At 53.3% G+C, this 14941-nt stretch carries 13 protein-coding genes; 12 read left to right on the top strand and 1 reads right to left on the bottom strand.

Annotation, left to right across the window (positions count from 1 at the left end; genetic code table 11):
* Positions 1-56 precede the first annotated feature (56 nt).
* Both NST99_RS23185 and NST99_RS23180 read left to right on the top strand, forming a co-directional pair.
* On the top strand, positions 57-917 hold the full coding sequence (locus tag NST99_RS23185; protein ID WP_341094704.1) for a purine-nucleoside phosphorylase: 861 nt from the start codon (positions 57-59) through the stop codon (positions 915-917).
* Positions 917-2248: a pyrimidine-nucleoside phosphorylase gene (locus NST99_RS23180; protein ID WP_341094703.1), complete on the top strand. Its 1332-nt coding sequence runs from the start codon at positions 917-919 to the stop codon at positions 2246-2248. The genes NST99_RS23185 and NST99_RS23180 overlap by 1 nt, the downstream gene beginning before the upstream one ends.
* 178 nt (positions 2249-2426) lie before the next feature.
* On the opposite strand, the gene NST99_RS23175 is transcribed toward NST99_RS23180, so the two are convergent.
* Positions 2427-3449, bottom strand: coding sequence for a serine hydrolase domain-containing protein (locus NST99_RS23175; protein WP_341094701.1), 1023 nt, complete (start codon positions 3447-3449; stop codon positions 2427-2429).
* Positions 3450-3793: 344 nt separating this feature from the next.
* Here NST99_RS23175 and NST99_RS23170 point away from each other — a divergent pair, with 344 nt between their 5' ends.
* From NST99_RS23170 to NST99_RS23125, 10 genes are all read left to right on the top strand, one after another.
* On the top strand, positions 3794-4744 hold the full coding sequence (locus NST99_RS23170) for a DUF1177 domain-containing protein (protein ID WP_340897330.1): 951 nt from the start codon (positions 3794-3796) through the stop codon (positions 4742-4744).
* 60 nt (positions 4745-4804) lie between these two features.
* Positions 4805-5473 (top strand): AroM family protein, encoded by a 669-nt coding sequence (locus NST99_RS23165; RefSeq protein ID WP_341094699.1) that lies wholly within the window; start codon positions 4805-4807, stop codon positions 5471-5473.
* A gap of 15 nt (positions 5474-5488) precedes the next feature.
* Complete coding sequence (locus NST99_RS23160) at positions 5489-6433, top strand: aminopeptidase (protein WP_341094696.1); 945 nt, start codon at positions 5489-5491, stop codon at positions 6431-6433.
* Between the two features lie 54 nt (positions 6434-6487).
* A complete protein-coding gene (locus NST99_RS23155; RefSeq protein ID WP_341094695.1) occupies positions 6488-7141 on the top strand; it encodes an aspartate/glutamate racemase family protein in 654 nt (217 codons plus the stop codon).
* A gap of 218 nt (positions 7142-7359) precedes the next feature.
* A complete protein-coding gene (locus tag NST99_RS23150; RefSeq protein WP_341094693.1) occupies positions 7360-7770 on the top strand; it encodes a hypothetical protein in 411 nt (136 codons plus the stop codon).
* Between the two features lie 273 nt (positions 7771-8043).
* A complete protein-coding gene (locus NST99_RS23145) occupies positions 8044-9570 on the top strand; it encodes a PucR family transcriptional regulator (RefSeq protein WP_341094691.1) in 1527 nt (508 codons plus the stop codon).
* Positions 9571-9826: 256 nt separating this feature from the next.
* Positions 9827-10837 carry an ABC transporter permease gene (locus NST99_RS23140; RefSeq protein WP_341094689.1) on the top strand — a complete coding sequence of 337 codons (1011 nt, stop codon included), beginning with the start codon at positions 9827-9829 and terminating at the stop codon, positions 10835-10837.
* A 29-nt stretch (positions 10838-10866) separates the two neighbouring features.
* Positions 10867-11766: an ABC transporter permease gene (locus NST99_RS23135; protein WP_076108936.1), complete on the top strand. Its 900-nt coding sequence runs from the start codon at positions 10867-10869 to the stop codon at positions 11764-11766.
* A gap of 189 nt (positions 11767-11955) precedes the next feature.
* A complete protein-coding gene (locus tag NST99_RS23130; RefSeq protein WP_341094686.1) occupies positions 11956-13557 on the top strand; it encodes an ABC transporter substrate-binding protein in 1602 nt (533 codons plus the stop codon).
* An 88-nt stretch (positions 13558-13645) separates the two neighbouring features.
* A complete protein-coding gene (locus NST99_RS23125) occupies positions 13646-14932 on the top strand; it encodes a M20 family metallopeptidase (RefSeq protein ID WP_341094682.1) in 1287 nt (428 codons plus the stop codon).
* Positions 14933-14941: the final 9 nt, after the last annotated feature.

The raw sequence follows: 14941 nt of genomic DNA, 5'->3' as shown, positions 1-14941 counted from the left end.
CGGAATTATGCCAATATTATTCATCCACAACAATTCATACCCGGGAGGTTCAATTCATGACACAAACCAATATTTCTTACGGCAATCAGGTGAAAGAAGCAGCAGAATACGTAAAATCCAAATTCGGAGCGTATTCACCGTCCATCGGGCTGATTCTGGGCTCAGGTCTTGGCGATCTGGGCGACCAAATCGAAGATGCAGTGTATCTGCCTTATGAAGAAATTCCTCATTTTCCGCGTTCTACGGTAGAAGGCCATGCTGGCCGGTTCGTCATCGGGAAGCTGGAAGGCAAGGATGTTATTATCATGCAGGGCCGCTTCCACTTCTACGAAGGCTACGAGATGCGCAAAGTTGTGCTTCCGGTCTATGTAATGGCAAAGCTTGGCGTGGGTACGCTGGTGATCACGAATGCGGGCGGCGGAATGAACCGGGCGTTCAAAGCAGGCGATCTGATGCTGATTACCGACCACCTCAATATGACTGGCGATAACCCGCTGATCGGACCTAATGATCCGGAGCTGGGTGTGCGTTTCCCGGATATGTCCCGTGCTTATGACCCTGAGTACATGGCTTTGGCCAAAAAGCTTGCAGCTGAAGTTAAAGGTGTAGATGGTGAAGCGCTTGTACTGCAGGAAGGCGTATATGCCGGCATCAGCGGTCCGACTTATGAGACACCGGCGGAGCTAAAAATGCTGGCGTACCTCGGCGGCGATGCTGTCGGGATGTCTACTGTGCCTGAAGTGATCGTCGCCAGCCACAGCAAGCTGCGTGTACTCGGCATTACCTGTATCACCGATATGGCGATCGGGGATGAGCTGGAGCCGCTGACGCATGAGCAGGTGGTTAAGGTTGCCAATCTGACTAAACCGAAGTTTATCGGCCTTGTGCGCGCCTTTGTGCGTGAGGTACAGGTGTAATGCGAGCGGTTGATCTTATTCAGAAAAAAAGAGACGGCGGGGAGCTTAGCCGTGAAGAAATAGCTTTTCTGATCCAAGGCTACAGCAAGGGTGAAATTCCCGACTACCAAATCTCGGCTTGGGCAATGGCGGTGTATTTCCGCGGGATGAATGCACGGGAAACCGGCGATCTGACGCTGGAAATGGCCATGTCCGGTGATCAGGTCGATCTCAGTCCAATTGCCGGCATCAAGGTGGACAAGCATTCCACCGGCGGCGTGGGCGATAAAACGACTGTGGTGCTGGCACCCCTTGTTGCCGCTGCCGGAGTTCCGGTGGCCAAAATGTCCGGCCGCGGGCTGGGACATACCGGGGGCACCCTCGACAAGCTTGAGTCGATCAGCGGCTTTTCTATCGAGATGGGCCGGGAACAATTTTTCGCCCAGGTAGGGGAGATCGGCGCTGCTGTAATCGGCCAGTCGGGCAACATTACACCTGCGGACAAGAAGCTCTACGCACTGCGTGATGTGACAGCGACAGTGGAATCCATTCCGCTGATCGCCAGCTCCGTCATGAGCAAAAAAATCGCCGCGGGTGCCGATGCCATCGTACTTGATGTGAAGACCGGCAGCGGCGCGTTCATGAAGACACTTGACGATTCTATTGCCTTGGCGCAAGCCATGGTGGATATCGGGACCCATCTGGGCCGCAACACGGTTGCGGTCATCAGCGACATGGACCAGCCGCTTGGCTACGGCATCGGCAACGCCCTGGAAATCAAGGAAGGCATCGAAACCTTGAAGGGCCACGGGCCGAAGGATCTGCAGGAGGTCTGTCTTATTCTGGGCAGCCAAATGCTGGTGCTTGGCGGCAAGGCGAAGGACGAAGCCGAAGCCCGCTCCATCCTGATGTCTCATATTGAGGATGGCAGTGCTCTGGACAAGTTCAAGCAAATCGTATCTGCGCAGGGCGGAAAGGTGTCGCAGGTCGAAGCGCCGGACACATTGCCGGCAGCACGGAGATTTATCGAAGTGAAAGCAGCAACCGCTGGTTATGTGGCGAGCATCCAAGCCGAAGAGATTGGTGTAGCTGCCATGCTGCTTGGCGCAGGCCGCGAGACCAAGGAATCGGTCATTGATCTCGCCGTCGGCATCCTGCTGTCGCTGAAAGTCGGCGATGCCGTAGCCGCAGGTGATACGCTTGCTGTATTGCATGTGAACGATGCCAGCGAGAACAAAGTGCAGGAAGCGGAAGCCAAAGTGCTGGAAGCTTACCGCATTTCCGCTCAGCCCGTTCCGCCTCAGCCGCTGGTGTTTGCGCTTGTGACCAAAGATGGCGTAACCCGGTACTAGGATTCAGTGCAGGAATGTGATGGGTTCTTGATACTTCTGTGATAAATCAGCATCATGTAAACGAAAAGCCGTACAGAACAGTCAAATGTTCTGTACGGCTTTTTGCAATTTGATGTAATCTAGACCCTCCGGGAGTTTGACGTTAAATATCATCAAACTTGCGCCTGGCCATGAAGAATTACTGCAGCAGCCATTCCTCTACCACCTTCAGGATAGGGTAGGCTCCCCGGCTTTTGTTACACAGGACAACAACGGTTGCTCCGCTTGCAGGATAGAAGGCGGAGTGGAAGGACACCCCGGGATCATACCCCATCAGATGGTATTTCAGTGCTTCGCCGTTTCGCTTGGTGATCCATACTCCGTAACCGTAGTACTCCTCATTGTCATCATGAATATGCGGAGTAAGCAGCAGGGCCGTCAGCTCCGGATTTAGCAGCGTATGATCAAGCAGTCCCTGCCATAGCCGCTGCATATCCGGCGCGGTGACGAAAGCGCCGCCGTCAGCGCCTCCTTTTACGGGAATGGAATAGATGTTGGTGACCCAGTTTCCATCCGCTTCTTCGATATATCCCACGGCGGTATTGGCTGGAAGCGCATCTAGTGCGAAATACCCGGAATGCTTCATTCCGCAAGGCGAAAAAATATGCTGCTCCACGTAATCCGTAAAGGGCATCCCGCTAATCTTCTCAACCAGCAGGCCAAGCATGATGTATCCGGCATTGTTGTAGTGAAATCTTTCTCCCGGTGTGAATTTCATCGGATGCTGCGAGAACATCGGCACGAAATCCTGGAGCTTGCGCAGCAGGTACATGGGCTGGTTCAGCCACAACGCCGCGTAATCATCCATGATTTCTTCATCAAAGTAATCCGCAATACCCGAGCTATGCGTCAGCAGGTGATGAACGGTCATGTCATGGCTGAACCGGGCAAACTCTTTTCCATTCAGCACATCCAGCACCTTGCTGCTGAAAGCAAGCTCCCCCTGTTCCACCAACTGGCAGACAGCAATCGCCGTAAACAGCTTGCAGCCGGAGGCGATGCCAAAGCGGGTGTCCGGAAGATTTAGCCGCTCCTCTGAAATGTTGGCACTGCCGTAAGAAGCGGCCAGGGTGTGGCTCTGTTTGTTGACCAAAACTGCTCCAGAGAATCTTTCGGTCTCAGCTTCAGCGCCGAGCTTATGCTGCAGATATTCAAGCTTCATGGTGGCTCCTCCGATTCAGTTCATTGTTAGTAGCTTAGCTAAGAAATTCGCCTGAAAGATACAAGTTTCCTTTATTTGATCCTTATTTATGAGGCGAGAATTGGAATAACGACTGAAGACTGTACGTGCTGCGTAAGGTTTATCTGCAAAGGACAAGAAAAGCACATCAGTTTTGGCAGGGCGGTACATTGTGGACGTTTTGGAATTTAAGATACTATAAACTCTAACCTTACAATAAAAGTTTTGTACAGACTGGCGGCGGTTGGCTGCTTTTTCATGAAATGCCGTTAGCGTTTCTACAGATTATCAAATCCGCGAGTCAGCACATCCGAGGAGGAATTATAATGGCACTTCATCAAACGATAACGGTATTGAACACACTGGACAGCGCTTATGCTAACGGTGAACAGGTCAGGCAGCTGTTTGCAGCTTATCCGGCAGTGAAGGTAGACGTCCATAAGGTTGAGGGTGAAAAGGGCAGCACGGAATTCGTCAAAATCTCAATCCCGGGCAGCAACGGAAAGCTGGCGGGCGGCACGGCGCCGACCTTCGGAATTGTGGGCAGACTTGGCGGAATCGGCGCCCGTCCCAGCCGGATCGGGATTGTCTCCGATGCGGACGGCGCAGTTGCTGCTATTGCTTCAGCACTTAAATTGGCCCATATGCAGACCCAAGGGGATGTGCTCAAAGGAGATGTGCTGGTAACGACCCATATTTGCCCGGATGCTCCGACGCTGCCGCATGAACCGGTGGATTTCATGGATTCCCCGGTCGATATTCTGCAGATGAATGAACATGAGGTGCTGCCGGAAATGGAAGCGGTTCTGTCCATTGATACCACTAAAGGCAACCGGGTGGTCAACCACAAAGGCATTGCAATTTCGCCAACGGTCAAGGAAGGCTACATCCTGCGGGTGAGCGAGGACCTGCTGCGTATTCTGGAAATGACGACTGGCCAGTTTCCGGTTACTTTTCCGGTGACGACCCAGGATATTACGCCTTACGGGAACGGTCTCTATCATATTAACTCGATTCTTCAGCCTGCCGTTGCAACGAATGCTCCGGTTGTAGGTCTGGCGATAACTGCACAGTCCATGGTTCCCGGCTGCGGCACCGGGGCGAGCCACGAGGTTGATATTGCTTCCGCAGTACGTTTTGCAATTGAAACCGCCAAAGAAGTGACCGGGGGATCATGCTCGTTCTATAACGAAGCGGAATTTGACCGCATTACAGAATTGTACGGCACGATGAGTGTATTGCAGACACTGGGCAAACCGGCTGTAACCTCCCGTTAAACCCGGGTTTATAGCGATTGTACTGAAGTGAAACTCCATGAATATCTAGGAGGAAGCAAATTGAAAAAAATTGGATTGATCACGATTGGACAGTCCCCCAGATCCGATGTGGCGCCGATTATAGAGAAATATTTGGAGGGCCGTGCGGAGCTGCTGCAGTCGGGGGTACTGGATGGATTCACCCCGGCGCAGGTTCGCGAATACTACAGTCCGCAAGAAGGAGAATATGTTCTGACGACCCGGATGGCGGATGGTACTGCGGCGATTATCTCCCGCGAAAGGATAAAGACGGTGCTGCAGGGAAAAATTGATGCCATGGAGGCTGCTGGAATCCGCCTGATTCTGCTGCTCTGCACCGGTGTGTTTCCTGAGCTGCACACGAATCGTGCCCATTTGCTTGAGCCGGACCGGATTATACCACCGGTAGTGCAGGCAATGATTGGCAAGCGCCGGTTGGGGCTGATCGGCCCGTTGCCTGAGCAGGAAGAGAATATGGTTGAGAAATTTGCGGGGCCGGGGACAACCCTTCCTTTTGCTGCTGTCTCCCCATATACCGGTACTGAAGCGGAATTCCGCGCCGCAGCGAGCCGGCTGAAAGACCAGGCGGATGTGATTGTGCTTGACTGCATGGGTTATGTGGAGCAGCATAGAATATGGGCGGCCTCAGCAGGAGTGCCAGCCGTACTGTCAAATGCCCTCATAGGGAAACTGATGGCGGAAATGGTGTAATCAGGAGGAACGAATATGAGTGAAGAGCGGATAATAATCAGTATGAATGTCCTGAAGGATTGCCTGGGACTCAGCAGCGGTGAACTGCTGGCCGTAGTGGCGGACGATGACAAGCGGGAGCTTGCCGAATCCGTCTACGAGGCCGGCAAAAGACTTGGAGCCGAGTCGGTGCTGCTGATCATGCAGGAACGGAGCAAGTCCGGTGAAGAACCGCCTGCTCCGATTGCGGAGGCGATGGCCAAAGCGGATGTGGCGGTGTGTATTACGAAACACTCCATGACACATACAGCGGCCCGCAAGCAGGCTGCTACAGCGGGAACACGGGTAGCTACCATGCCGGGTATGACGGACGACATGTTCAGCCATGGAGCCATTACGGCAGACTATGGACAGGTGAAGTCGTTGACGGAACAAGTTGCCCTGCTTCTGTCCGCAGGCCGTGAGGTACGTGTGGAGAAGGACGGGCTAAGCCTCTCCTTTTCCATAGAAGGGCGGGACGGAGTTCTGAGTACCGGACTATACCTGAATCCTGGGGAATCCGGGAATTTGCCTTCGGGCGAAGCTTATATAGCACCGCTTGAAGGCACTGCCGCAGGACGGATTAAAGTAGACGGGTCCATAGCCGGTATTGGCGCCTTGGCCAGTCCAATGGTGCTGACGGTGGAGCAGGGCCGGCTTACAGCAGCTGAAGGAGAAGGCGGAGACAAGCTGCTGGGGATGCTGGGAGCAGGCGATGGCCGGCTCCTGGGTGAGTTCGGCATTGGCACGAATAATAAGGCGAGAATTACTGGTGTGGTGCTTGAGGATGAGAAGGTCTACGGGACCATTCATGTAGCCTTTGGCAGCAATAACACCTTTGGCGGCATTGTTGCGGCAGGTGTACATATAGATGCCGTAGTGATGAAGCCGGATGTGTATATTGATAACAAAATCATTATGCGTGCCGGGGAATTGCTCTAGTCTTGCCAAGCACCTAAGCGGTCGTTACAAGCAACCTGAAAGGGAGGGATACGGATGCTGGGAATCATACGTGTAATAACACTTCAAGAAGAGGGCTCGATCCATCTGCACGGCGAGCTGATAGAACGCCGCTATGGTCTGCCGGTCATAAGCCGCTGCATTCAGGATCAGCCTCAAGGCGTATACGATGCCCTGACGGAAGCGGAATCCGTACCGAAAATCATTGAACTTGCACGGGAGCTTGAAGCAAGCGGATGTACGGCGATCGGCATCAGCTGCGCGGCGGATCCGGCGCTGCTGGAAGCGAGGGCTGCAGTACGGATTCCTGTACTCGGTGCCGGGTCCTGCGCAGCGCATATGGCGCTGGCCTTCAGCAGCCGAGTTGGCGTTCTGACGATCCTGACTGAGGTGCCCCTCTTCATTCGAAGCATCCTCGGGGACGCCTATCTCGGAATGGATCGCCCCGACGGTGTAACAACGACGCTTGATCTGAACACGCCTGCGGGACGTGCCGGAGCCCTAGCCGGAGCGGCAAGGCTCGTTGAGCGCGGAGCAGAAGCGATTGTGCTGGCCTGTACCGGATTTGCAACGATCGGTTTGGCTGCTGAACTGGAAGAGAAGCTTGGAATCCGTGCGCTCGACCCGATTCTCTCACTGGGTGCCGCAGCGGCTTCGGCTGCTTCTCTGCCCGGGCTTGTCAGCCGCTAAGCCTTTGTCTACGGCTGATTTGCTGGGCAGACAGCTATCCACACTCAAGTGAAACGTTCTTCCGGACTATCGGTCCGGCGAGGACGTTTTTTTGTGGATCACTCGAAGGCTTGATGAAACACAGGAGCGGAGTCTCGATCGCGTAATGTGGTGGAACAGATGGTGGAATAAGATGTAAAAGTACATCTGATTTCGCCGCAAACGTGCTGCATGACAGTATGAGAAGTAAAAGTGCATCTGATATTGCCGTAAACGTGCTGCATGACAGTATGAGAAGTAAAAGTACATCTGATTTCGCCGTAAGTGTGCTGCATGGCAGTATGAGAGGTAAAAGTGCATCTGGTTTCGCCGCAAACGTGCTGCATGACAGTATGAGAAGTAAAAGTACATTTGATATTGCCGTAAACGTGCTGCATGACAGTATGAGAGGTAAAAGTACATCTGATTTCGCCGTAAGTGTGCTGCATGGCAGTATGAGAGGTAAAAGTGCATCTGATTTCGCCGTAAACGTGCTGCATGGCGGAATGAGAGGTAAAAGTGCATCTGGTTTCCACATTACATGCGGACCACGGTCGCGTAATTCCTTGGAGAAACGGCAAATTGCCGGCAATTTCATACAATTGCAATAGCCACTGTGATGTCCGCAGATTGCCGAAATTGGGGGGATCGAACTAACAGCGCTGGTGTCCGGGTAAATCACCGCTACAATGTAGTTTGCGGGATGTCTCTACTTCAGCGATTTTCTCCAGAAAGTTTTACTGCAGGATGTAGTTGTTATCTGCAATTTGAAATATTTGCCCTGTGGTTCGCAGGCGAATTCTGATAAACTATCGGGAACGCCAGACTATGGCATATCTCAGGAAAACTTGAAATACTGTAGACAGCGGAGGGAGGAAGGAATATTGAACACACGAGGAATTACGTTGAGAGAGCTGCTGCAGCTGCCGATACTCGGCACAGCCACCGTAGTCAGCGGTGGACAGGGGCTGGACCGGATTGTCCGCTTTGTAGATATTATGGAGGTTCCCGACCTGAAGGGTTGGATTAGTGAAGGCGTCATGCTGCTCACTACGGCCTATTCGATCCGTCATGACCCTTCACTGCTGACTGAGCTGGTATACACACTGGACAAGCTGGGGGCAGCTGCGCTGGCGATAAAACCAGCCCGGTTCCTGAAGGAAATTCCTCAAGCGGCGATTGAAGCGAGCAATGCCTGCGGGCTGCCGATCGTCGAGATTCCGCCTGAAATCCCTTATACGAACATTACCCAGCCGGTGATGGAGCTGCTGCTGGGCCGTCAGGCTATGCTGCTGCGCCGGGCAGAAGAGGTCTACCGCACACTCACAACGATGGTGCTGGAGAACAGCGGAATTCAGGCGGTGAGCGATAATGTGGCCGACTTTCTAAAAGCGCCTGTCGCACTGGTGGATACGCAGCGCAGTATTATAGTTTCCTCACCCTCCAATTTTGACTGGTCACAGAAGACTTCGCCGCTGAACTGGAACATTAATGTGGACAAGCGGACGGTGGCCAGGCTGCTGGTAGACAAGGAGAAGCTGGATGATATGGAGGAAGTGGGGATCGAGCAGGCCAGGCTGGTGTTTGCCCTTGAGCTGATGCGGAGAAAGGTAGCCGAGGATACCGAGTTTCGCTTGCGCGGCAATTTCATCGACGAGCTGCTGACGCCTCCGCTGCCTTCAAGGCATGAAGTGGAGCGGCGGGCACGTCAGCTTGGTATGAATCCTGAACATAAATGGGAGGTTGCCGTCATTGAAGGTGAGACCGCTCCTAGTGAGGAGACCGTGAACCGGCTGCTGGACCGTGAAGCGCGCAAGCGCGGAGTGACTCCCCATGTGGAATACCGCTCAAGCCGGGCTGTGTTGTTCTTGCCGACACCGGAAGGCCGTAAATTTACGGGAGCTGCAGGCGGGGAGGAACCATGGGCGGCAACGCTGGAAAGCTGGCTGCATGACAAAAGCGAAGGTCTTAGCGCCTACCGGACCGGTATCGGTACCCCGGAGGATTTGTGGAATATCCACACCAGCTATAATGAAGCGCGCAAAGCGCTGTCGGTCTCCAAACGTCTGGGCCAGGGGGCTGGTGCAGTCACCCAATACGAGGAGATGGAGGTCTACCATCTGCTGGAGGGGTTAAGCGGGCAGGGCTTCGAGGTGTTGTTCGAGCGCAAGCTGGGCAAGCTGCTGCGATATGACCAGGAGCATGACAGCAACATGCTGTTGACATTTTATCATTATCTGGAGCACCGGGGGAGTCTGATTGACACGGCCAGCAGTCTCTACATACACCGCAATTCAGTGAAGTACCGGCTGGAGCGGATCCGTGATATTACAGGGTTCGATCTAAATGATCCGCGTGAGCAATTTGTCTGCCATTTGTGCCTGATTTACTATTACCTGCAGGAAAAATAGGGCGTGCTGGAATTTTTACGGAAGTTAATGTTAGGTAAAGTGACATTTAGAGGCGGTAATAGTGCACAACCGACAAACGGTTGTGCTTTTTTTTAGCTAAACGGGACGTAGAGTGGACATGAAATTGTATGTAGAATTAGCTCAACTACTAAAGAGAATAAAGAAACAGCACAGTACCTGACATGGAACCGCAGGTTCTGCCAAAGAAAGGGCTCACCGCCTGGATTGCAACAGAAGCCGTAAGGGGGTTGATTCATTGTTTGCTTACACATTAAAAAGACTTACGCAGATGATTCCGGCCTTGCTTGGTATCATCGTCATCACATTCATTCTGTCCAGGGTACTGCCGGGTGATCCCGCAATTATGCTGGCCGGTGAACAGGCCCCGGAGGAAATTGTGAACAAGATCCGCCAGGACATGGGGCTGGACAAGCCGCTTTACGTTCAGTTCTTTAGCTACATCGGGCAGCTGTTTCAAGGGAATATCGGCTATGCCTATCATACGGGGCATTCGGTAGCCAGTGATTTGTCCTCACGGTTTCCGGCCACCGTTGAGCTGACCTTGACCAGCATACTGATCGCGATTCTGGTGGCGATTCCCGTAGGAATTGTTGCTGCGACCCGCAAGGAATCCATCCTCGACCATATTTCGCGTGTATTCTCGCTGATAGGCGCTTGCGTGCCGATCTTCTGGCTCGGTCTGATGTTCATTTATATTTTTTATTCGATCCTTGGCTGGGCTCCGGCACCGATGGGGCGAATCAGCGGTGATCTGAATCCGCCGGTCCACATTACGGGTTTGTACGTGCTGGACAGTCTTCTCTCGGGTGATACCGCCGCTTTGAAAAGCAGCCTGGCCCACCTGCTGCTTCCGGCAATCTGCCTGAGCACAGGCACAATGGCCATTGTAGCCCGCATGACCCGTTCGAGCATGCTGGAGGTAGTCGATCAGGACTTCGTGCGCACCGCCCGGGCCAAAGGTCTGCGGGAGTCAGCCGTAATTTATAAGCATGCACTTGTGAATGCCCTCATTCCTACACTTACTGTGCTAGGACTGCAGTTTGGCTATCTGATGGGCGGTGCGGTCATCACTGAGACGATCTTCTCCTGGCCGGGCATCGGCGGGTATGTCACAGATTCCATACTGGCCGCGGATTATGCGCCGATTCAGGCGTTTACCCTAGTGAGTGCGATTCTCTATTGCGGCATTAACCTGGCAGTAGATCTGATATACGGTCTGATTGATCCGCGTATCCGCTATGAATAAACAGCTTTTTGGAGAGGAGGAGATTTCTGTTGAGCACTGCAGCACATTCAGCACAGGGCAACCCTGCCAAACCCGCAGCTGCGCCGAAACCCAAAACATTACTGACGCTGCTTCTGCATAACCGTCTGGCTGCCATCGGCCTCATCTTTATTCTGATCTGGACGGTGATTGCCATCATTGCACCCTGGATTGCTCCGCATGATCCTTACATTACAGATATGGCGAATAAACTGCAGGCCCCTTCAGGAAGCCACTGGTTCGGAACGGACAACTTCGGCCGGGATATTCTCAGCCGGGTGCTGTACGGAGCAAGGATCAGTATCTGGACCGGTCTGATCGCCGTGGCGATTTCTTTTCTTATCGGCGTACCGCTGGGCGGAATTGCTGCTTACTACGGCGGAAAGACCGGAACGGTCATAATGCGCTTGATGGATGTCCTGTTATCCTTCCCTTCACTGGTGTTGTCCATGGCAATTGCCGCTTCCATCGGGGCAGGCTTAACCAGTGCAATGATCGCTGTAGGAATCGTTGGTATTCCGGAGTTCGCGCGGCTGATGTTCGGCCAGACCGTCTCCCTCCGCGAGAAGGAGTATGTTGAAGCCAGCCGGGCAATCGGTGTGAAAAATTCAGTGATCCTATACCGCCACATTTTGCCCAATGCACTGGCCCCGCTGATGGTACAGGCTACCCTCGGAATGGGCTTCGCCATCCTGACGGCATCAAGTCTCAGCTTTCTCGGCCTTGGAGTCAAACCTCCGATTGCCGAGTGGGGGGCGATGATCTCAGAGGGCAGGGAATACATCATTTCCGGTCAATGGTGGTTGGTCACTTTTCCTGGATTGTCCATCGCCACTTCGATTCTGGGCTTTAATCTGCTCGGCGACGGATTACGGGATGTTCTTGATCCACGGTTGCGGTCGGGCAAATAGAGCGGAGTGCAGGCAGGGAAGTCCCGCTGCACATCCGCAGGTTGCCCGATAAATATAGATTAGTGTCTGCCGGAAGGGCTGCTGCAGACAGGTGAGACCCTCGGAAGCAGATCCAGCCCCTCAAGGAGCATGATCACAAGCAGCAATATGTTGTTAGCAGGCAGGATATAGAAAAGGGAGGAATTACTGATGAAAAGAGTCAAGCTGCTGTCCACATTCATCGCTTTTTCAATTATGCTGGCTGGTTGTGCAACCAGCGCCAATCCGCAAACACCGGCTGCCTCACCAGCGGCATCGGGAACCACAGGAGAGACGGCTGCTGCCAAACCATTCCTGACCGTAGCTTATTCCGAGGGCGGCACCACACTGGACCCGGCGGAAGCGAATGACCTGACCTCCGATACACTGGTACTTGCCGCATACGATCAGTTGGTTACCTACGGAATTAAGAGCGAAAATGGCGCAAATATCGCCAACACTGAAGATATTCAGCCCATGCTTGCCGAGAGCTGGGAAGCCTCGAGCGACAATACTGTCTATACCTTCAAGCTGACGCCCGGAGTGAAATTCCAGAGCGGCAATCCCGTGGATGCAGCATCGGTTGTGTATTCCTTTGACCGTGTTGCCAAGTCCAGTTCCGGCAGTTTTCTCTATGGGATGGCTGCGATTAAAACCGTAACCGCCGTAGATGATGCTACAGTTGAAATCACCCTGACTAATGCCAATCATAATTTCCTGCAAATACTGGCCATGTACACCTTCTCGATCGTCGATCAGAAGACGGTGGAAGCACAAGGTGCCGATTATCTCAAGACCCATGCCGCCGGCTCCGGCCCGTTCAAGCTGGAGAAATGGGACCCGGCTACGGAAGCAGTGTTCACACCTAACGAAGACTACTGGCAGGGTGCTGCGAAACTTGGCAAGGTGACCCTGAAGTTCACCAAGGAAGCCTCCAACCGGGTGCTGCTGCTGGATAAAGGTGATGTAGACATGGCAATTGAGATTCCGCCTAAGGATGTATCCTCCCTGAAGAGCAACACCGCCCTGACCGTTGCCTCCAACGCGAGCAACCGGATTCTCTACTTTGCGATGAACAGTAAAGTGAAGCCTTTTGACAACGAGAAGGTCCGCCAGGCGATTAATTATGCCATTCCTTATGATGAACTGCTGAGCGGCGTCATGTACGGCCAGGCGAATCAGATGAAGAGCGCCGTGGCCAGCAACACTCCGGGCTTCACCGATGCAGGCTACGTCTACGAGCATAACCTGGATAAAGCGAAGGAATTGCTGAAGGAAGCCGGTTATGAGAACGGGTTTAAATTTGACTTCACCCTGGGCTCCGGTTTTGACGACTGGGAAGATGATGCCGTACTGATTCAGGCTGAGCTTGCCAAAATCGGTGTCACTATGAACATCAACAAGCTGGCACGCGCCCAGTTCCTGGAACAGCAGAAAACAAAGAACCTGACCGCTTATATTTCTAAATGGACTTCTTTTGTCAATGATCCCGGCTATCATCTTGGTTTCCTGATGTATGGCAAAGGTTCCTCCAACTACAACAACTATCAGAATGCCGAAGTAGACAAGCTGTGGGAACAAGCCAATACGGAGACGGATCAAGCCAAACGCAATGAGCTGTACCAGCAGGCACAGGAAATTATTACAACAGAAGCGCCATGGGCGTACCTTTACGAATACAACCGCATCGTTGGCATGAGCAACAAGATCAGCGGCTATGCGTTCTACCCGGATGAGGTCATCCGATTCTATCCATTGTCGGTGAAGGAATAAAATTCGACTTACAAAGAGCGGACGGGCCATGAGGCTGCGGTCCCTCTTTTTTCACAAATTCATGGGAGCTATAGGGAGGCCACTACCAATGACAGACTGGACAAGCGAAGTGCTGAATGCAATCGACGAAGGGCAGGATCAGCTGCTGGAGCTGTGCTCACAGTTGATCCGTTATCCTTCGGAGAATCCCCCGGGCGATTCGCGTGAGATCAGCGCCTTTATTATCGATTATCTGAAGCAGGCGGGAGTGAACACGACCATTTACCCGGCCACTGAAAAGATGCTGAATCTCGTATCCACATTGACAACAGCAGCTGAACAGCCTTCCGATAAAAAGTTGATTTTCTGCGGACATACCGATGTGGTTCCGGCTGGTGATCTGTCCCGCTGGGATTTTGATCCCTTCTGCGGGGATATTGTCGACGGATACATGCTTGGCAGAGGCGCATCCGATATGAAGGCGGGTCTTGCCGGACTGATCTATGCCGTGGCCCTGCTGTCGAAGCTGGGCGTGCCGCTCAAAGGCGATCTGTCCCTGCTTATCGTGCCGGATGAAGAAACGGGCGGCCACCTGGGCGTGCCCTGGGTGCTGGAGCGCGGGCTGATTTCCGGGACAGCAGCAGTTATTGCTGAGCCCTCCGGCCCGCTGAATCCGACGATCGGCCAGAAGGGCAGCTGCTGGTTTGAATTCACAGTGGAAGGCACGCCGGGACATGGCAGTCTCTCCCCAGTGGTTGGTGAAAGTGCAATCGTCAAAGCGGCCAAAGGTATTGAGGCCTTGCAGCGCCTATGGGATATCAAGCCGGATATTCCGGAGGAGGTCAAAGAAATTATTCGTATCTCCCAGGATTATGTGAAGAAGCGCGAAGAGTACGGTACGGTCGCCTACCAGGTGTTCGACCATGTTACCGTGAATATCGGAACCATTCAGGGCGGTACGAAGGTCAACGTAGTTGCCGACCGCTGCACCATTCAGGTGGATTCGCGGGTGCCTTTCGGCGTTGATTACCGCGATGTGCTTGACCGTGCCCGTTCCCTGCTGCTTGAGGCAGGCATTGAGTCCGAGGTCAAGGGCTTCGGCTTTCAGGGAAATGCGAACTGGACCTCCCCGGAGGAGCCGGTCGTCAGCGATCTCGTTGAGAGCATTTGCGAAGTGAGCGGAGAAGAGGCTTACGGTGTGCTTCAATGGGCATCCAGCGATGCGCGCCATTTCCGGACACATAACATTCCGGTGCTGCAATACGGACCTGCCGAGCTGTCCACCATTCATAATTTCAATGAAAAAGCACCAGTCTGGCAGATCATTCAATGCGCCAAGGTTTATGCCTTGACTGCGCTTAAATACCTGGGTGTGGAGGAAGACACGCAAAGATAAACGTAACGG

The organism is Paenibacillus sp. FSL L8-0470 (assembly GCF_038008625.1).
Lineage (GTDB): Bacteria > Bacillota > Bacilli > Paenibacillales > Paenibacillaceae > Paenibacillus_AQ.
Note: the sequence above shows the minus strand (reverse complement) of the source record. Positions and strands in the feature narration are given on the sequence as shown.